The sequence below is a fragment of the Klebsiella sp. Ech2A genome (assembly GCF_030078455.1).
Taxonomy (GTDB): Bacteria; Pseudomonadota; Gammaproteobacteria; order Enterobacterales; family Enterobacteriaceae; genus Klebsiella; species Klebsiella terrigena.
The window spans coordinates 14,906-33,086 of sequence record NZ_JAQGFU010000009.1 but is presented as its reverse complement, the minus strand read 5'-3'; the positions used below and the strand labels follow the sequence as shown (position 1 = coordinate 33,086).

At 58.6% G+C, this 18,181-nt stretch carries 17 protein-coding genes; 12 read left to right on the top strand and 5 right to left on the bottom strand.

Going from position 1 to position 18,181, the window contains the following annotated elements; all coding sequences use genetic code 11:
* Position 1 precedes the first annotated feature (1 nt).
* Complete coding sequence (plsB, locus tag PFH44_RS03995; RefSeq protein WP_283824355.1) at positions 2–2,425, bottom strand: glycerol-3-phosphate 1-O-acyltransferase PlsB; 2,424 nt, start codon at positions 2,423–2,425, stop codon at positions 2–4.
* 129 nt (positions 2,426–2,554) lie between these two features.
* On the opposite strand from plsB, the gene PFH44_RS03990 reads away from it, so the two are divergent.
* From PFH44_RS03990 to PFH44_RS03975, 4 genes are all read left to right on the top strand, one after another.
* Positions 2,555–2,923 (top strand): diacylglycerol kinase, encoded by a 369-nt coding sequence (locus PFH44_RS03990; RefSeq protein ID WP_135185338.1) that lies wholly within the window; start codon positions 2,555–2,557, stop codon positions 2,921–2,923.
* A gap of 262 nt (positions 2,924–3,185) precedes the next feature.
* Entirely contained in the window at positions 3,186–3,794 is a 609-nt protein-coding gene (lexA, locus tag PFH44_RS03985; RefSeq protein ID WP_283824354.1) for a transcriptional repressor LexA, read from the top strand.
* A 70-nt stretch (positions 3,795–3,864) separates the two neighbouring features.
* On the top strand, positions 3,865–5,181 hold the full coding sequence (gene dinF, locus PFH44_RS03980) for an MATE family efflux transporter DinF (RefSeq protein ID WP_283824353.1): 1,317 nt from the start codon (positions 3,865–3,867) through the stop codon (positions 5,179–5,181).
* A gap of 126 nt (positions 5,182–5,307) precedes the next feature.
* The gene (locus PFH44_RS03975) at positions 5,308–5,517 is read left to right on the top strand and encodes a CsbD family protein (RefSeq protein WP_041143596.1); all 210 of its coding nucleotides are present in this window, start codon (positions 5,308–5,310) and stop codon (positions 5,515–5,517) included.
* A 106-nt stretch (positions 5,518–5,623) separates the two neighbouring features.
* On the opposite strand, the gene zur is transcribed toward PFH44_RS03975, so the two are convergent.
* The gene (zur, locus tag PFH44_RS03970) at positions 5,624–6,139 is read right to left on the bottom strand and encodes a zinc uptake transcriptional repressor Zur (RefSeq protein WP_045853457.1); all 516 of its coding nucleotides are present in this window, start codon (positions 6,137–6,139) and stop codon (positions 5,624–5,626) included.
* A 114-nt stretch (positions 6,140–6,253) separates the two neighbouring features.
* On the opposite strand from zur, the gene PFH44_RS03965 reads away from it, so the two are divergent.
* From PFH44_RS03965 to pspG, 3 genes are all read left to right on the top strand, one after another.
* Complete coding sequence (locus tag PFH44_RS03965) at positions 6,254–6,742, top strand: cupin domain-containing protein (protein ID WP_045853456.1); 489 nt, start codon at positions 6,254–6,256, stop codon at positions 6,740–6,742.
* A gap of 102 nt (positions 6,743–6,844) precedes the next feature.
* The gene (dusA, locus tag PFH44_RS03960) at positions 6,845–7,843 is read left to right on the top strand and encodes a tRNA dihydrouridine(20/20a) synthase DusA (RefSeq protein ID WP_115193785.1); all 999 of its coding nucleotides are present in this window, start codon (positions 6,845–6,847) and stop codon (positions 7,841–7,843) included.
* Between the two features lie 139 nt (positions 7,844–7,982).
* Complete coding sequence (pspG, locus tag PFH44_RS03955) at positions 7,983–8,225, top strand: envelope stress response protein PspG (protein WP_041143599.1); 243 nt, start codon at positions 7,983–7,985, stop codon at positions 8,223–8,225.
* A gap of 355 nt (positions 8,226–8,580) precedes the next feature.
* Here the strand turns inward: pspG and PFH44_RS03950 are convergent, their stop codons facing one another.
* Entirely contained in the window at positions 8,581–9,564 is a 984-nt protein-coding gene (locus PFH44_RS03950; protein WP_283824352.1) for a quinone oxidoreductase, read from the bottom strand.
* A gap of 63 nt (positions 9,565–9,627) precedes the next feature.
* Here PFH44_RS03950 and dnaB point away from each other — a divergent pair, with 63 nt between their 5' ends.
* On the top strand, positions 9,628–11,043 hold the full coding sequence (dnaB, locus tag PFH44_RS03945; protein ID WP_045853454.1) for a replicative DNA helicase: 1,416 nt from the start codon (positions 9,628–9,630) through the stop codon (positions 11,041–11,043).
* Positions 11,044–11,186: 143 nt separating this feature from the next.
* Complete coding sequence (gene alr, locus PFH44_RS03940; RefSeq protein WP_133601248.1) at positions 11,187–12,266, top strand: alanine racemase; 1,080 nt, start codon at positions 11,187–11,189, stop codon at positions 12,264–12,266.
* Here the strand turns inward: alr and PFH44_RS03935 are convergent.
* Entirely contained in the window at positions 12,263–12,397 is a 135-nt protein-coding gene (locus PFH44_RS03935) for a hypothetical protein (protein WP_283824351.1), read from the bottom strand. The genes alr and PFH44_RS03935 overlap by 4 nt on opposite strands.
* 88 nt (positions 12,398–12,485) lie before the next feature.
* On the opposite strand from PFH44_RS03935, the gene tyrB reads away from it, so the two are divergent.
* From tyrB to PFH44_RS03920, 3 genes are all read left to right on the top strand, one after another.
* Positions 12,486–13,679 carry an aromatic amino acid transaminase gene (gene tyrB, locus PFH44_RS03930; protein ID WP_283824350.1) on the top strand — a complete coding sequence of 398 codons (1,194 nt, stop codon included), beginning with the start codon at positions 12,486–12,488 and terminating at the stop codon, positions 13,677–13,679.
* 288 nt (positions 13,680–13,967) lie between these two features.
* Entirely contained in the window at positions 13,968–14,681 is a 714-nt protein-coding gene (aphA, locus tag PFH44_RS03925) for an acid phosphatase AphA (RefSeq protein WP_283824349.1), read from the top strand.
* Positions 14,682–14,919: 238 nt separating this feature from the next.
* Entirely contained in the window at positions 14,920–15,276 is a 357-nt protein-coding gene (locus tag PFH44_RS03920) for an MmcQ/YjbR family DNA-binding protein (protein WP_045853451.1), read from the top strand.
* Here PFH44_RS03920 and uvrA read toward each other — a convergent pair whose 3' ends face one another.
* Positions 15,277–18,102 (bottom strand): excinuclease ABC subunit UvrA, encoded by a 2,826-nt coding sequence (gene uvrA / locus PFH44_RS03915; RefSeq protein ID WP_283824348.1) that lies wholly within the window; start codon positions 18,100–18,102, stop codon positions 15,277–15,279.
* Between the last annotated feature and the right edge of the window lie 79 nt (positions 18,103–18,181).

Here is an 18,181-nt window from a genome sequence, read left to right as displayed (position 1 = left end):
GCTACGCTTCATCCTGCGCGGCGCTTTCAATCGTCAGACGCACATCCGACGTAATCAGGTTCGCCAGCATCTGGTAAACCTTCAGCGTCTCTTCCGGCTCGGCGTCGCCGGTATCGCTAATGTAGCCTTCGTCGCGCAGCGTCAGTACCAGAGTACTGAATACCGCCTTATCGAAGAACTCCGGCGCGTTGATCCCGTGCAGAACCGACAGGCGCTGGGCCATCGTGCGACTCTCTTTTTCCAGCGAACTGCGGTTAATCGAAGGATTCGCGCTCAGCAGCCAGAAGGTGATGGCGTAGCGCTGGAGCGTTTCGCGCGCGCCGGCGGCCAGCAGCTGCAGCAGGCGGGAGTGCGACGGGTTGATGCTTATCTCATCATCGCTCAGTACCAGCAGGCCCTGGCGCTGCATCTCAGCGGTCAGCGCATCGATAACGCTCGCCAGCTCCTCTTTTTCCCAGCGCAGGAACAGCTCGGCCTTCAGCAGCGGATAGAACATCTCGACGTGACGCAGCACCTCCGCGCGGGTGATCCGCCGATGCTGGGTCACAATCGCCGCCAGCAGCGAAGGCATCATCAGCATATGAGCGATGTTGTTGCGGTAGTAGGTCATCAGCACCGCCTGCTCGCGCGGCAGAATAATGATGTCGCCGATGGTGTCCTTCTCGACCTCGAACTTATTCATCTTCAGCGCGTGGTCAATTAGCTCGCTGGCGGAAGCCGGCGGCGTGGTCGCGTCCGGAGAGTAGGGCACGTTACGCAGCAGATCGAGGTAGCACTCCAGCTGCTGGGTCAGCTGCTCGCGGGTCAGCGAACGCTGGCGCGATGCCAGCAGCGCGGTACAGCACAGGTTCATGGCGTTTGCCGCGCCGGCATTGTTGATGCGGACCATCAGATCGGCGGCGATGCTGTTTACCGTCGGCGTCAGCCAGGACGGACGAATGGCTTCGATAGGATCGATAGATTCGCGCCACTCCGGCACGTGCTGGTTGAGATAAGTCATCAGCGGCAGCGGTTCGCCGAAGTTAACGTACCCCTGGCCGAGGTTACGCAGCTTGCTCAGGCCGCGCAGCATCTGCGGCAGGCTCTCTTTCTCTTTCGTCGCGCCGCGCAGCTCTTTGGCGTAGGTTCCGACTTCCATCACGTGCTCGTAGCCGATGTAGATAGGAACCAGCGTGATTGGCCGGGTACCGCCGCGCAGCATCGCCTGAATAGTCATCGACAGGGTGCCGGTTTTCGGGTCCAGCAGGCGTCCGGTACGGGAGCGTCCGCCCTCGACGAAGTACTCCACCGAATAGCCGCGGCTGAACAGCTCGCCAAGATATTCGCGGAATACCGTTGAGTAGAGCTTGTTGCCCTTAAACGTACGGCGAATAAAGAACGCGCCGCCGCGGCGGAAAATCGGCCCTGCCGGCCAGAAGTTGAGGTTGATGCCGGCGGCGATATGCGGCGGCACCAGCCCCTGATGGTAGAGCACGTAAGAGAGCAGCAGGTAGTCCATATGGCTACGGTGGCACGGAACGTAGACGATCTCGTGCCCTTCGTGCGCCAGCTGCCGCACGCGCTCGGCGTTGTGAACGTTAATGCCCTGATACAGACGGTTCCAGGTAAAGCCCAGCACGCGGTCGGTCAGGCGAATCATCTCGTAGGAGAAGTTGGCGGCGATCTCTTCCATCAGCGCGATGGCGTTTTGCTGCGCCTTCTCGTGGGAGATTTTCTTGCTGCGGGCTTCGTCTTCCACCGCGCGGGCGATGGCTTTTGACGCCAGCAGCTTGTTGAACAGATCCTGACGGGCGGGCAGGCGCGGGCCGACGGCGGCCAGGCGCTGGCGGGCGAAGTGCATACGCGCCACGCGGGCCAGCTTCTGGGCGATGGTTTTGTCGGTCCCGTGCTCGGACGCCATTCGGCGTAGCGACACCGGCGGCGAGAAGCGCACGAAGCTGTCGCGGCCCAGCCACAGCACGGCGAAGAATTTCTGAATACCATTAAGCATGCGCAGTGGCGGATTGAGCTCGCCCTTTTCGCGCCCGGGCGCACGGCCAAACATCACCGACACCGGCACCATTTGCACATCGAGGTCAGGGTGGTTGCGGTGCAGATCCAGGTAGTCGTGGAACAGCTTGATGGACTCTTCTTTCGGCGTGTAGTAGGTAAATACGCGCGGGCCGCCGTGGATAAAGACGTAGCGGGGCAGCAGGGTGCCATCGATTTCGAGCGGCTCGAGCGGATCGGCTAAATCATGCTCCAGGCACTGCGCGCGCAGCGTCAGCAGGTCTGCCTTCGAGTTATAGGGCAGAACGTACATAATCGGACGCGAGGTATCCAGTCCTAATTCCTGCGCAGGCTCTGCGGGAATAGACTTGCTTTTTACCAGCAGCCGTAATGGTAAATTAAGTAATTTATAGTAAATTCGTTGCCAGCCGGACATAAACGATGTGAAGCCTCTGGTTAATCATGCAAATGCGCGGCAAGAATAACAGAAAGTACGCAAAATTTCCGTCGCCACGCGGCAAACGCGTACACTCATTGACGTCATTTACATAAAAAGGTTCTTTTGATGGCCAATAATACCACCGGGTTAACCCGAATCATTAAAGCGGCAGGGTATTCCTGGAAAGGTTTTCGTGCGGCATGGATAAATGAGGCCGCCTTTCGTCAGGAAGGTATCGCCACCGTTATTGCCATTGCGATCGCCTGCTGGTTGGATGTTGACGCCGTTACGCGCGTGCTGCTGATAGGCTCGGTCCTGTTAGTGATGATAGTCGAAATTCTTAATAGCGCGATTGAGGCGGTGGTGGACCGAATTGGCTCCGAGCACCATGAGCTTTCTGGACGGGCGAAGGATATGGGCTCTGCGGCGGTATTTCTGGCGATCGCCATCGCGCTGATCGTCTGGGTTACGCTGCTGTGGTCGCACTATCGCTAGGCGTCAGTAGCATCAGGCTATTTGCTTTGCCGTCCACCGCCCCGGTTTCGCGTCCACGGGCCGGCGGCCGGCGAGCCTCCCTCCACGCGTTTTTTTGTCCCGCGTGGAGCCGCAGCGCCTCACCACTATCCCCTCTGCGTTAACCGGCTCCGGCGGGCATCAAATCAAAAGAATCTCCTGATTTATGTGTGAAATTTGATTCCAAAATCACCGTTAGCTGTATATACTCACAGCATAACTGTATATACACCCAGGGGGCGGAATGAAAGCGTTAACGACCAGGCAGCAAGAGGTGTTTGATCTCATCAGGGATCATATCAGCCAGACGGGCATGCCGCCGACGCGTGCGGAAATTGCTCAGCGCTTGGGGTTCCGTTCCCCAAACGCGGCGGAAGAACATCTGAAAGCGCTGGCGCGTAAAGGCGCAATCGAGATCGTTTCCGGTGCCTCCCGCGGTATTCGTCTGCTGACTGAAGAAGAGCCCGGCCTGCCGCTGATTGGCCGCGTCGCTGCCGGTGAGCCGCTGCTGGCGCAGCAGCACATCGAAGGCCACTTCCAGGTCGACCCGGCAATGTTCAAGCCGAGCGCCGACTTCCTGCTGCGCGTCAGCGGTATGTCGATGAAAGACATTGGTATTCTGGACGGCGATCTGCTGGCGGTACACAAAACGCAGGACGTGCGCAACGGGCAGGTTGTGGTCGCACGCATCGATGAAGAAGTGACGGTTAAACGCCTTAAAAGGCAGGGTAACGTCGTCGAACTTCTGCCGGAAAACAGCGAGTTTTCACCGATCGTGGTGAACCTACGCGAGCAAAGCTTTACCATTGAAGGTCTGGCCGTCGGCGTCATCCGTAACGGCGAGTGGCTGTAAGCGCCTTCTCTAACGCAGCATCGTCTGATGCATGATGCTGCGCTATCTCTCTTCGCTCAGGCTCTCCCCCATGCTTTTTAATGCTGCTGATAAGGCCCTGTGGCGCCTGGCGCTACCGATGATTTTCTCCAATATCACCGTCCCGCTGCTGGGGCTGGTGGATACGGCGGTCATCGGCCATCTTGATAGCCCGGTTTACCTCGGCGGCGTGGCGGTCGGGGCGACGGCTACCAGCTTCCTGTTCATGCTGCTGCTCTTTCTGCGAATGAGTACCACCGGCCTGACGGCGCAGGCGTTTGGCGCAAAGGATCCCGTTCGCCTGGCGCGCGCGCTGGTGCAGCCGCTTGGTCTGGCGCTGGCCGCCGGTCTGCTGATCGTTATGTTTCGTATTCCGCTGATTAACCTCGCGCTGCATATCGTCGGCGGCAGCGAAGCGGTGCTGGAGCAGGCCCGGCGATTCCTCGAGATCCGCTGGCTGAGCGCTCCGGCATCGTTAGCTAACCTGGTGCTGCTGGGCTGGCTGCTGGGCGTCCAGTATGCCCGCGCGCCGGTGATCCTGCTGATTGTCGGCAACCTGCTGAATATTGTCCTCGATCTGTGGCTGGTGATGGGTCTGCATATGAACGTGCAGGGCGCGGCGCTGGCGACGGTGAGCGCCGAATACGCCACCTTTATCATTGGCCTGCTGATGGCGAAACGCGTGCTGAAGCTGCGCGGCGTGTCGTTCGCTATGCTTAAGGGCGCCTGGCGCGGCGACATCCGGCGGCTGCTGGCCCTCAACCGCGACATCATGCTGCGTTCGCTGCTGCTGCAGCTCTGCTTTGGCGCGGTGACCGTTTGCGGCGCGCGTCTGGGAGGCGATATCGTGGCGGTGAACGCCATTCTGATGACCATGCTAACCTTCACCGCCTACGCGCTGGATGGCTTTGCCTACGCCGTGGAGGCCCACTCCGGGCAGGCTTACGGCGCGCGCGACGGCAGCAAGCTGCTGGAGGTATGGCGGGCGGCCTGTCGACAGTCCGGCATGGTCGCGCTGGCGTTTGCGCTGGTCTACAGCGTGGCGGGCGAGCAGATTATCGCTCTGCTGACCTCGATACCCTCGCTCCAGCAGCTCGCCGACCGCTATCTGTGGTGGCAGATGATTCTGCCGACGATCGGCGTCTGGTGCTATCTGCTGGACGGGATGTTTATCGGCGCGACGCGCGGCAGCGAAATGCGTAACAGCATGGCGGTAGCCGCCGTGGGCTTTGCCTTAACTCTGCTGACGCTACCGGTGCTCGGTAACCACGGCCTGTGGTTGGCGCTGGCGGTGTTCCTGGCGCTGCGGGGCCTGTCGCTGGCGCTGATCTGGCGGCGGCACTGGCAGCGCGGAACCTGGTTTTCATAACGCGTTTTGTCGTAAAGATGGTTAAAGATTCCGAATAATAAAATTAACCCAGAATTCTCATCTATAGTTAATCATACGTCCGGCACACAGCGGGCTGTTCACTCACCGAACGATGAGGACTGAATTATGAATAAAGACGAAATCGGCGGTAACTGGAAACAGTTAAAAGGTAAGGCCAAAGAGCAATGGGGCAAGCTTACCGACGATGATATGACCGTCATCGAGGGCAAGCGCGACCAGCTGGTCGGTAGAATCCAGGAGCGTTACGGCTACGCGAAAGATCAGGCAGAGAAAGAAGTGTCTGACTGGGAAACCAAAAATGACTATCGCTGGTAGCGATCGGACATAAAGCGTTAACCCTTTGTTTTAAAGCATTGTTATTGCCTGCCCGAAGGGTACAAGGATGTACGAAAATCCCCTGATTCCCGCTGCGGCTAACGCCTCAGCGGGCTTTCTTTTTAATCTGAATGGTATGGTCGTGGTGGCAGTGCCCCGGCGTGTTGCAGGCTTCTACTTCGACGCAGCCCGCGCACAGCCCGTGCGCTTCAATCACGTTATGGCGCAGGGCGAAGCCCATTTTTGCCGCCAGCGTATGCATGATGTCCTCTACGCCTTCCGCACACTCTTCTTTCACCACGCCGCAGCGATCGCAGATAAACATCGCTGAGCTATGGGTTGGCTGATCGAACAGATGGCACAGCACGTAGCTGTTGGTTGATTCCACCTTGTGCACGAAACCCTGCTCGAGCAGAAACTCCAGCGCCCGGTAGACCGTTGGCGGCTTGGCCTGCGGCTCTTTACCGCGCAGCAGATCGAGCAAATCGTAGGCGCTGATCGCCCCCTGCTGCAAACTCATCAGGCGCAACACTTCCAGGCGCTGCGGAGTCAGGCGCACGCCCCGCTGCGCGCAGAGCTTTTCAGCATGCGCTAACATGTCTTGCGAAGTGGACTTATCCATGAGCATCCTCTGGTTGTGTAACGATGAAGTTGTTACTTTATCACGATCCAGGCAAAACGCCGAGAACCCACGGTTTGTGCTATACCTGATGCATCTCATTTTCGGGAGAAAACGATGAAACGACCTGATTGCATTCGACATTGGCGCGAGCTGGAGGGGCCGGATGATGCCACCTACCCTGACAGCAACGAGCTCTTTTCCATCGGCGCGCCGCTGGCCCGAGGTTTACGGCTAAACCGGCTGGGGATCCATCATGAACGTCTGCTGCCGGGGCGTCGCACTTCTTATCCGCATGCGGAAAGCGATGAAGAAGAGTTTATCTACGTGCTGGAAGGGTATCCGGAAGTGTGGATAAACGGCTATCTGTGGAAGCTGGAGCCCGGGGATAGCGTTGGTTTTCCCGCCGGTACCGGGGTATGCCATACCTTCCTGAACAACACCGAGGAGGAGGTGTGCCTGCTGGTGGTCGGCGAAGCGAATAAAAAATTTAACCGGATCTACTATCCGCTTAACCCCAGCTACGCCGCGACGCGCCAGGATCGCTGGGTTGACCATCCGCCGCAGTTCTTCGGCCCTCACGACGGCAAGCCGCGCAGGAAATAGCGTTTTTTCCACCCCAGGATATGACCATTGGCGCTATGCGCCTGTGGTTTATCTTTGTGCTATAGTAGCGCCCCTTTTTACCCGGATGCCTGTTTATTCGCCATGATGCCAGAATCAACTTCGACCGCTTTTGCTGCCCACCGTTTTTCCATCGCACCGATGCTCGACTGGACCGACAGGCACTGCCGCTACTTCCTGCGCCAGCTGTCGCGCCATACGCTGCTGTATACCGAAATGGTGACCACCGGGGCGATTATTCACGGTAAAGGGGACTATCTGGCCTACAGCGAAGAGGAGCATCCCGTTGCGCTACAGCTGGGCGGTAGCGATCCGGCTGCGCTGGCGCAGTGTGCGAAGCTGGCGCAAGCGCGCGGCTACGATGAGATCAACCTCAACGTCGGCTGCCCGTCTGACCGCGTGCAGAACGGGATGTTCGGCGCCTGCCTGATGGGCAATGCGCAGCTGGTTGCCGACTGCATTAAGGCGATGCGCGACGTGGTCTCGATTCCGGTAACGGTAAAAACGCGCATTGGCATTGATGACCAGGATAGCTATGCGTTCCTGTGTGATTTCATTGATACCGTATCCGGGAAAGGCGAATGCGATATGTTCATCATCCACGCCCGCAAAGCCTGGCTTTCCGGCCTGAGCCCGAAAGAGAACCGCGAGATCCCGCCTCTGGACTACCCGCGCGTCTATCAGCTAAAGCGTGATTTTCCGCATCTGACGATGGCGATCAACGGTGGGATCAGGTCGCTGGAAGAGGCGAAGCTGCACCTTGAGCATATGGACGGCGTGATGGTGGGGCGCGAGGCGTACCAGAACCCAGGCATGCTGACCGCGGTTGACCGGGAGATTTTTGCCGCCAGTGGCGCGGATGCTGACCCGGTTGCCGTGGTGCGAGCCATGTATCCGTATATTGAGCGTGAGCTGAGCAACGGGACCTACCTTGGCCATGTAACCCGCCATATGCTGGGCCTGTTCCAGGGGATCCCCGGCGCCCGCCAGTGGCGTCGCTACCTGAGTGAAAACGCGCACAAGGCCGGGGCGGATATTAACGTCCTGGAACACGCGCTGAAGCTGGTAGCCGATAAGCGTTAACGTTTCGCTAAAATTTAGTCAAATACGCCACGCCCTGAAGTTAACTTCAGGGCGTTTTGCTTTAAATTCAATAAATTATAATTGGCACGCTTCTTGTAATGCCTGAGTACAGAAGGCTATTGCCGGGGGAGAGAAGACGATGCTGGAACTGCTATTTATTATTGGTTTTTTTGTGATGCTGCTGGTGACCGGCGTGTCGCTGCTGGGCATTATTGCCGCGATTGTTGCGGCGACGGCGCTGATGTTCGTCGGCGGCCTGTTTGCGATGATGATTAAACTGCTGCCGTGGCTGCTGTTGGCCGTTGCGGTGGTATGGGTGATTCGGGCGATAAATAAGCCTAAAATCACCCGCTACCGTAGCAACAACCGCTGGCGTTATTAAGGGAGTGAGTGGTAGGTCACAACCTGAGGAATTTTGCATAAAACGGCGTAGGTTTTGCTTATTAAATCTGTCACTATTAGCGCGTTAACGAATTCATCGCGCTGTACCCTACATACAGCCGAACTAAAAAAAGTAAGGGCTTCCATTTGGAAGCCCTAAACTTTTCCCCCTCCCGTCATACTTCAGACTACAGGTGCGTTGGCTGCGTTAACTCACCCCGGTCACTTACCGGAGTAAGCTCCCGGGGATTCGCTATCTTGCCGCCTTCCTGTAGCCCGAATTATTTAGGGAGGTTTCCCGTCATACTTCGAACTACATAAGCGTTGGCTGCGTTAACCTTGCCTCGATTTACCCGTTACGGCAGCAGCAGGCTTGAGCCTTCGGTGGCGCGGCTTTCGAGCACCTCGTGCGCGCGTCGGGCGTCGGCCAGCGGATATTTTTGACTCTCGGCAACGTCGACGTTTATCACCCCGCTGGCGATCAGCGAAAAGAGCTCGTTACTGGCTTCTACCAGCTCTTCGCGGTTGGTGATATAGCCCTGCAGAGAAGGGCGGGTCACGTACAGCGAACCTTTCTGGTTGAGGATCCCCAGATTAACGCCGGTAACCGGGCCGGAGGAGTTGCCGAAGCTGACCATCAGCCCTCGCCGCTGCAGACAGTCAAGCGAGGCCTCCCAGGTGTCTTTGCCCACGGAATCATAGACCACGTGCACCTTCTTACCCTCGGTAATCTCTTTTAGCCGCTCGGCGATATTCTCTTCACGATAGTTGATCGTCTCCCAGGCTCCGGCCTGCTTCGCGCGCTGCGCCTTTTGCGCGCTGCCGACGGTGCCGATGAGCCTGGCGCCCAGCGCCTTCGCCCACTGGCAGGCTATCAGCCCGACGCCACCGGCCGCGGCGTGGAACAGGAACGTCTCACCGGCTTTGATTTCGTAGGTTTTACGCAGCAGATAATAGACCGTCAGTCCCTTAAGGAAGGAGGCCGCCGCCTGCTCGAAGGAGATGGCCGCAGGCAAAATCGCGGCCTTATCGGCGGGGACGTTATGCACCGAGCTGTAGGCGCCCAGCGCCGACTGGGCGTAGACGACGCGATCGCCGGCTTTAATATGGGTGACGCCGCGCCCGACCTTTGTCACCACGCCGGCGGCTTCGGTACCTAATCCGCTCGGAAGCGAAGGGGGCGGATAGAGGCCGCTGCGAATATAGGTATCGATGTAGTTGATACCAATAGCTTTGTTCTCTACCTGTATCTCGTGCTCTGCCGGATCCTCTGCCACAAACTCCACCACCTGCAGAACTTCGGGGCCACCGTGCTTGTGAAATTCAATACGTGTTGCCATGCTTCCTCCTGAACTATGTGGTAACCTTTCGAGCCAATTTCTATTCCGGGAATTCCATTCAATATGGCAGGAAATAAACCCTTCAACAAACCCCAGACTGAACCCCGAGTTCGCGATCCGCAGGTCGCCGGGTTGAAAGTACCGCCGCACTCGATTGAAGCGGAACAGTCGGTGTTGGGCGGTTTAATGCTGGACAACGAGCGCTGGGACGACGTCGCCGAGCGCGTTGTTGCAGAAGACTTTTACACGCGTCCGCACCGTCATATCTTTATTGAAATGGCCCGCCTGCAGGAAACCGGCAGCCCGATTGACCTTATTACGCTCGCGGAATCGCTTGAGCGCCAGGGGCAGCTGGACAGCGTAGGCGGTTTCGCCTATCTGGCTGAACTCTCCAAAAATACGCCAAGCGCGGCGAACATCAGCGCTTATGCCGACATCGTGCGCGAGCGAGCCGTTGTTCGCGAAATGATCTCGGTGGCGAACGAAATTGCCGAAGCGGGCTTCGACCCCCAGGGTCGCACCAGCGAAGACCTGCTCGATCTGGCGGAGTCCCGGGTCTTTAAGATCGCCGAGAGCCGCGCGAATAAAGACGAAGGTCCGAGAAATATCGCCGAAGTGCTGGATGCGACCGTTGCGCGTATCGAGCAGCTGTTCCAGCAGCCACACGACGGCGTCACCGGCGTGAATACCGGCTATGACGACCTGAATAAAAAGACCGCGGGTCTGCAGCCATCGGATTTGATCATCGTCGCGGCGCGTCCGTCGATGGGTAAAACGACGTTTGCGATGAACATCGTCGAAAATGCGGCGATGCTGCAGGATAAGCCGGTGCTGATTTTCAGCCTCGAGATGCCCTCTGAGCAGATTATGATGCGTACCCTGGCCTCGCTGTCGCGCGTCGACCAGACGCGTATCCGTACCGGCCAGCTGGATGACGAAGACTGGGCGCGAATTTCGGGCACCATGGGCATTCTGCTGGAAAAACGCAATATCTATATCGATGACTCCTCCGGCCTGACGCCGACGGAAGTGCGCTCCCGCGCCCGCCGTATCGCCCGCGAGCACGGCGGCATTGGCCTGATTATGATCGACTACCTGCAGCTGATGCGCGTGCCGTCGCTCTCCGATAACCGTACCTTGGAGATCGCCGAAATCTCCCGCTCGCTGAAGGCGCTGGCCAAAGAGCTGCAGGTGCCGGTGGTGGCCCTGTCGCAGCTTAACCGCTCCCTGGAGCAGCGCGCCGATAAGCGCCCGGTAAACTCCGATCTCCGTGAATCAGGCTCTATTGAACAGGATGCCGACTTAATCATGTTTATCTATCGTGATGAGGTTTATCACGAGAACAGCGACCTGAAAGGCATCGCCGAAATTATTATTGGTAAGCAGCGTAACGGCCCCATTGGTACGGTACGTCTGACGTTTAACGGGCAATGGTCGCGCTTCGATAATTATGCCGGCCCTCAGTATGATGATGAGTAAATCTCCCAGGTCCTTCACGCCGCTGGTACGTTGACTCGCCCGCCCGCCTCGGTCACTTAGCCTGTTAAGCCCCCGGGGCGCCCGGACCTGTCGCCTTCCCGCTGCACGATGGATACCGGCGACTCTTTTATTAAGGAACTTAAATGCAAGCGGCAACTGTAGTCATTAACCGCCGCGCTCTGCGACACAACCTGCAACGTCTGCGTGAACTGGCGCCTGCCAGCAAGCTGGTTGCAGTCGTGAAAGCGAACGCTTACGGACACGGTCTTATCGAGACCGCGCGAACGCTCCCTGATGCCGACGCCTTTGGCGTCGCCCGGCTTGAAGAAGCCCTGCGCCTGCGGGCGGGCGGCATCACGCAGCCGATCCTGCTGCTGGAAGGCTTTTTTGAGGCCAGCGATCTGCCGGTGATTGCCGCCGAGCGCCTGCAAACGGCGGTGCATAGCCCCGAACAGCTGGCCGCGCTGGAAAGCGCCGAGCTGAGCGAACCGGTCAGCGTCTGGATGAAGCTCGATACCGGCATGCACCGGCTGGGCGTGCTGCCGGAAGAGGCGGAGGCTTTCTATCAGCGCCTGAGCCGCTGTAAAAACGTCCGCCAGCCGGTGAACGTCGTCAGCCACTTTGCCCGCGCGGATGAGCCGGAGTGCGGGGCCACCGAGCGGCAGCTGGATATCTTCACCACCTTTACCGATGGCAAGCCTGGCCTGCGCTCTATCGCCGCCTCCGGCGGGATTTTGCTGTGGCCGCAGTCGCATTTTGACTGGGTGCGTCCGGGCATTATTCTCTACGGCGTGTCGCCGTTAGAGAATCAATCCACCGGCGCCGACTTTGGCTGCCAGCCGGTGATGTCGCTGACCTCGAGCCTGATTGCCGTTCGCGAGCATAAAGCGGGCGAGCCGGTGGGCTACGGCGGGACCTGGATTAGCGAACGCCATACCCGTCTCGGGGTAGTGGCGATGGGCTACGGCGATGGCTATCCGCGCGCCGCGCCGTCCGGTACGCCGGTGCTGGTTAACGGTCGGGAAGTGCCGATTGTCGGTCGCGTGGCGATGGATATGATCTGCGTCGACCTCGGCCCCGAGGCGCAGGAGAGGTCCGGCGATCCGGTGGTGCTGTGGGGAGAAGGTTTACCCGTTGAACGGATTGCAGAAATTACGAAAGTAAGTGCTTACGAACTTATCACGCGCCTGACTTCACGCGTTTCGATGAAGTACGTCGATTAGCCCCGATTTACCGCAATATTCCCCGGCTGCATCACGGCTGCCGGGGTCAGGGCGCTACCCAACAGCCCGGCTACGGCGCCAGCGCTGCGGCCGGGAAAAGCCCCGCCGGCGCCCTGGCGGGCGATCGTCATCGGCAATCCGCTAACATCCTCTCGACCTGCCACGGCTTCCGGTTTATTGTGTTATGACCTGCCTTTTGTAAACCTGGAGAAACATCGCGTGTTTCAGAAAGTTGACGCCTACGCTGGCGACCCCATTCTCTCCTTAATGGAGCGTTTCAAAGAAGATCCTCGCAGTGACAAAGTAAACCTCAGCATCGGTTTGTACTATAACGAAGACGGAATTATCCCGCAGCTGAAGGCGGTGGCGGAAGCGGAAGCGCGCCTTAACGCGCAGCCGCACGGCGCCTCGCTGTATCTGCCGATGGAAGGTCTGAATGCCTACCGTAGCGCCATTGCGCCGCTGCTGTTTGGCGCCGATCACCCGGTACTGCAGCAGCAGCGCGTGGCTTCCATTCAGACGCTGGGCGGTTCCGGCGCGCTGAAGGTGGGGGCGGATTTCCTCAAGCGCTACTTCCCGCAGGCGCGCGTATGGGTCAGCGATCCGACCTGGGAAAACCACATCGCCATCTTTGAAGGGGCTGGCTTCGAAGTAAGTACTTACCCCTGGTTTGATAATGAGACCAACGGCGTGCGCTTTGAGGCGCTGCTCGAGACGCTGCGCACCCTGCCTGAAGGCGATATCGTGCTGCTGCATCCGTGCTGCCATAACCCAACCGGCGCCGATCTGAGCCATGATCAGTGGGATGAAGTGGCAAAAGTGCTGAAAGCGCGCAGCCTGATCCCTTTCCTCGACATCGCCTACCAGGGTTATGGCGCGGGCATGGAAGATGACGCCTGGGCAATCCGCACGATTGCCAGCGCCGGCATGCCGATGCTGGTCAGCAACTCCTTCTCGAAAATCTTCTCCCTGTACGGCGAGCGCGTCGGCGGCCTGTCGGTGGTTTGCGAAGATAGCGAAACGGCGGGACGCGTGCTCGGCCAGCTGAAGGCGACCGTACGCCGTAACTACTCCAGCCCGCCGAACTTCGGGGCGCAGGTGGTTGCCACCGTGCTGAACGACGTGGAGCTGAAGGCCTCATGGCTGGCGGAAGTCGAAGAGATGCGCACCCGCATTCTGGCGATGCGTCAGGAGCTGGTGAACGTCCTGAAAGAGGCGGTCCCCGGCGTTAACTTTGACTACCTGCTCAAGCAGCGCGGTATGTTTAGCTACACGGGATTGAGCGCCGCTCAGGTCGATCGCCTGCGTGAAGAGTTTGGCGTCTATCTGATTTCCAGCGGAAGAATGTGCATGGCGGGCCTTAACTCGGGCAACGTTCAGCGCGTCGCGCAGGCATTTTCTGCAGTGATATAACCCCCCGGCAATATCTGGCCCTTTCCGACGTATAAAGGAGAGGGCAATTCCCTTCCTGAAGTGTGATCATTCTCTTTTTCTATGACATTCGAGCAGAAACCTCTTTTCATCGCCGGATGCCGGGGTTAAGGTCATGGTGAATTTATAAGCACCCACATTATTGAAAATTATAATGATTCGGTTATTTACACTCGCAATCATGCAAAATGCGTCTCAGCCCCAGGGAGCGTTCGGCTAACCGTAGCCGTCAAAGAGGCCGTTTGAATGATGACGTTTATAGGGATAAATATGCGCAAAATCACCCTGGCCTTCGGGGCCGTCTGCCTGCTGTTCACGCTTAATAGCGCCGTCGTTGCCCGCGCCTCGACGCCGCAGCCCCTCTCGACGGGAACCAACGTCGCTAAGCTCGCTGAACAGGCGCCGATTCACTGGGTCTCGGTGGCGCAGATTGAAAATAGCCTGCTGGGGCGCCAGCCGATTGCGGTGGGCTTTGATATTGACGATACCGTGCTGTTTTCCAGCCCTGGATTCTGGCGCGGTCAGAAAACATTCTCTCCCGGCAGCGATGCTTACCTGAAAAACCCCGAGTTTTGGGAAAAAATGAACAACGGCTGGGATGATTTCAGCATGCCGAAAGAGGTCGCGCGTCAGCTGATTGCGATGCACGTTAAGCGCGGCGATAGCATCTATTTTGTGACCGGCCGCAGTCAGACCAAAACCGAAACGGTCTCGAAAACCCTGCAGGATGATTTCCTGATCCCCGCAGCAAACATGAACCCGGTCATTTTTGCCGGCGATAAGCCGGGACAGAACACGAAAACCCAGTGGCTGCAGGAGAAAAACATCAAGGTCTTCTACGGCGACTCGGATAACGATATTGGCGCCGCCCGTGAAGCGGGCGCGCGAGGCATTCGCATTCTGCGCGCCTCCAACTCCTCCTACAAGCCTTTACCGATGGCCGGGGCCCAGGGAGAAGAGGTTATTGTGAACTCCGATTACTGATAGCCTGCGGGCGAAATAGCAGCCAGCAACAGCGGCAGCCGGTGGGCTGCCGTTTTTTTGTACAAAATCCGCTCCGGAAGGTTTTACCTTTTCGCTTATTGCTGCACACTTAGAAAGATTCATTCGCAGCATGAATCGCTTATCTGACATCGACAGCCGGGCCGCGATGCGGCTCGCGGAATATCGCATTCACGGCGGTTCGCGCCATCGCGTCGGGACGCTCATGGGGGAATATTAGATGACAATTTCGGAGTTATTGCTCTACTGCATGGCCAAGCCTGGCGCGGAGCAAAGCGTACACAGCGACTGGAAGGCGACGCAGATTAAAGTGTCGGACGTGCTGTTTGCGATGGTCAAGGAGGTGGAGGATAAGCGCCCCGCGGTGTCGCTGAAGGCCAGCCCGGAACTTGCCGAGCTTCTGCGGGAGCAGCACGTAGACGTGCGCCCTAGCCGGCACTTGAACAAGGCCCACTGGAGTACGGTATTCCTTGACGGTTCGCTACCCGATTCGCAGATTTACTACCTGGTCGACGCCTCTTATCAGCAGGCGATTAGGCTGCTGTCGGAGCCGACCCGACAGCAGCTTTCACAGTGATTAGCCCAGCAGCGGCTTGAGGAAATGCGCGGTGTGCGAGGCTTCGCACTCGGCAACCGTCTCTGGGGTCCCGGAGACGAGAATTTCCCCGCCGCCGCTGCCGCCTTCCGGGCCGAGGTCCACAATCCAGTCCGCGGTTTTGATGACGTCCAGGTTGTGCTCAATAACCACGATGGTGTTGCCCTGATCGCGCAGCTGATGCAGAACGTCCAGCAGCTGCTGGATATCGGCGAAGTGCAGACCGGTGGTCGGCTCATCGAGAATATACAGCGTCTGGCCGGTTCCGCGCTTCGACAGCTCGCGCGCCAGCTTCACGCGCTGAGCCTCGCCGCCGGAGAGCGTGGTCGCCGACTGGCCCAGGCGGATATAGGTCAGGCCTACGTCCATCAGGGTTTGCAGCTTACGCGCCAGCGCAGGGACGGCGTCAAAGAACTCGCGCGCCTCTTCGATAGTCATATCCAGCACTTCATGGATAGTCTTACCTTTGTACTTAATCTCCAGCGTTTCGCGGTTATAGCGCTTGCCCTTGCACTGGTCGCACGGCACGTAGATATCCGGCAGGAAGTGCATCTCGACCTTGATAACGCCATCGCCCTGGCAGGCTTCGCAGCGGCCGCCGCGAACGTTAAAGCTAAAGCGCCCCGGCGTGTAGCCGCGTGAACGTGATTCCGGCACGCCGGCGAACAGTTCGCGTACCGGCGTAAACACGCCGGTATAGGTTGCCGGGTTAGAGCGCGGCGTACGGCCAATGGGGCTCTGGTCGATATCGATAACCTTATCGAAATGCTCCAGCCCCTGCACGTCGCGATAGGGCGCCGGTTCGGCGATAGTCGCGCCGTTGAGCTGGCGCTGGGCTATCGGGAACAGCGTATCGTTAATCAGCGTTGATTTACCGGAACCGGAGACGCCGGTAATGCAGGTAAACAGGCCCACCGGCAGCGTCAGCGTAACGTCCTTCAGGTTGTTACCGCGCGCGCCGGTCAGCTTCAGCACCTTCTGCGGGTCGGCGGCTACGCGCTGCTCAGGCACCGCAATCTTGCGCTTGCCGCTCATGTACTGCCCGGTCAGGGATTCAGGCACCGCCATAATATCCTGCAGCGTGCCCTCGGCCACCACCTGTCCGCCGTGTACGCCAGCGCCGGGGCCGATATCGATCACGTGGTCAGCGGCGCGAATCGCGTCCTCATCATGCTCAACGACAATGACCGTATTGCCCAGGTTACGCAGGTGAACCAGCGTTCCGAGCAGGCGTTCGTTGTCGCGCTGATGCAGGCCGATGGACGGCTCGTCGAGCACGTACATGACGCCGACCAGCCCGGCGCCGATCTGGCTGGCCAGACGAATACGCTGGGCTTCGCCGCCGGACAGCGTCTCTGCCGAACGCGAGAGCGTCAGGTAGTTCAGGCCGACGTTAACGAGGAACTTCAGGCGATCGCCGATCTCCTTCAGCACCTTTTCAGCGATTTGTGCCCGCTGCCCGGAGAGCTTCAGGTTGGTGAAGAAGTCCATCGCATGGCCAATGCTCATATCGGAGATTGTCGGCAGCGGCGTATTTTCGACGAAGACGTGGCGCGCTTCGCGGCGCAGACGGGTGCCATCACAGCTGGTACAGGAGCGGTTGCTGATAAACTTCGCCAGCTCTTCGCGCACCGCGCTGGATTCGGTCTCTTTGTAGCGGCGTTCCATATTGTGCAGAACGCCTTCGAACGGATGGCGGCGCACGGAGGTGTCGCCGCGATCGTTCATGTACTTGAATTCAATGTTCTCTTTGCCGGAGCCGGACAGAATGACTTTCTGCACGTCGGCATTGAGGGTGCCCCAGGGCGCTTCGATATCGAACTGGTAATGCTCGGCCAGCGACTTCAGCATCTGGAAATAGTAGAAGTTACGCCGATCCCAGCCGCGGATCGCCCCGCCCGCCAGCGACAGCTCCGGGTTTTGGATCACGCGTTCGGGATCGAAATACTGCTGCACGCCAAGGCCGTCGCAGGTGGGGCAGGCGCCGGCCGGGTTGTTGAAGGAGAACAGGCGAGGTTCCAGCTCGCGCATGCTGTAGCCGCAAATCGGACAGGCGAAGTTGGCGGAGAACAGCAGCTCATCCGCTTTCGGGTCGTCCATATTGGCAACAACGGCGGTGCCGCCGGAGAGATCCAGCGCCGTTTCAAACGATTCGGCCAGCCGCTGGGCGAGATCGTCACGCACCTTGAAGCGATCGATAACCACTTCAATGGTGTGTTTCTTCTGCAGCTCAAGCTTTGGCGGATCGGAGAGATCGCAAACTTCACCGTCGATCCTCGCGCGGATATAGCCCTGGCTCGCCAGGTTTTCCAGGGTCTTGGTATGCTCGCCTTTACGCTCTTTGATAATCGGCGCCAGCAGCATCAGGCGCTGGCCTTCCGGCTGGGAAAGCACGTTATCGACCATCTGGCTGACGGTTTGCGCCGCCAGCGGGACGTTGTGGTCCGGGCAGCGCGGTTCGCCGACGCGGGCGTACAGCAGACGCAGATAGTCGTGAATTTCGGTAATGGTGCCTACCGTAGAGCGGGGGTTATGGGACGTTGATTTCTGCTCGATGGAAATCGCCGGCGACAGCCCTTCGATATGGTCGACATCCGGCTTCTCCATCAGCGACAGGAACTGGCGCGCGTAGGCGGAGAGCGATTCAACGTAGCGGCGCTGCCCTTCGGCATACAGCGTGTCGAAAGCCAGTGAGGATTTGCCTGACCCTGAAAGCCCGGTGACGACAATTAGCTTGTCGCGGGGGATAACGAGGTTGATGTTTTTGAGATTATGGGTGCGGGCGCCCCGAACTTCGATCTTATCCATTCACCTTTCCCGGTAGGTAGATATACGGATTGCCTGGTTTGTATGAAGAACAAACGGCGGAAACGGCTAATTATGGCAC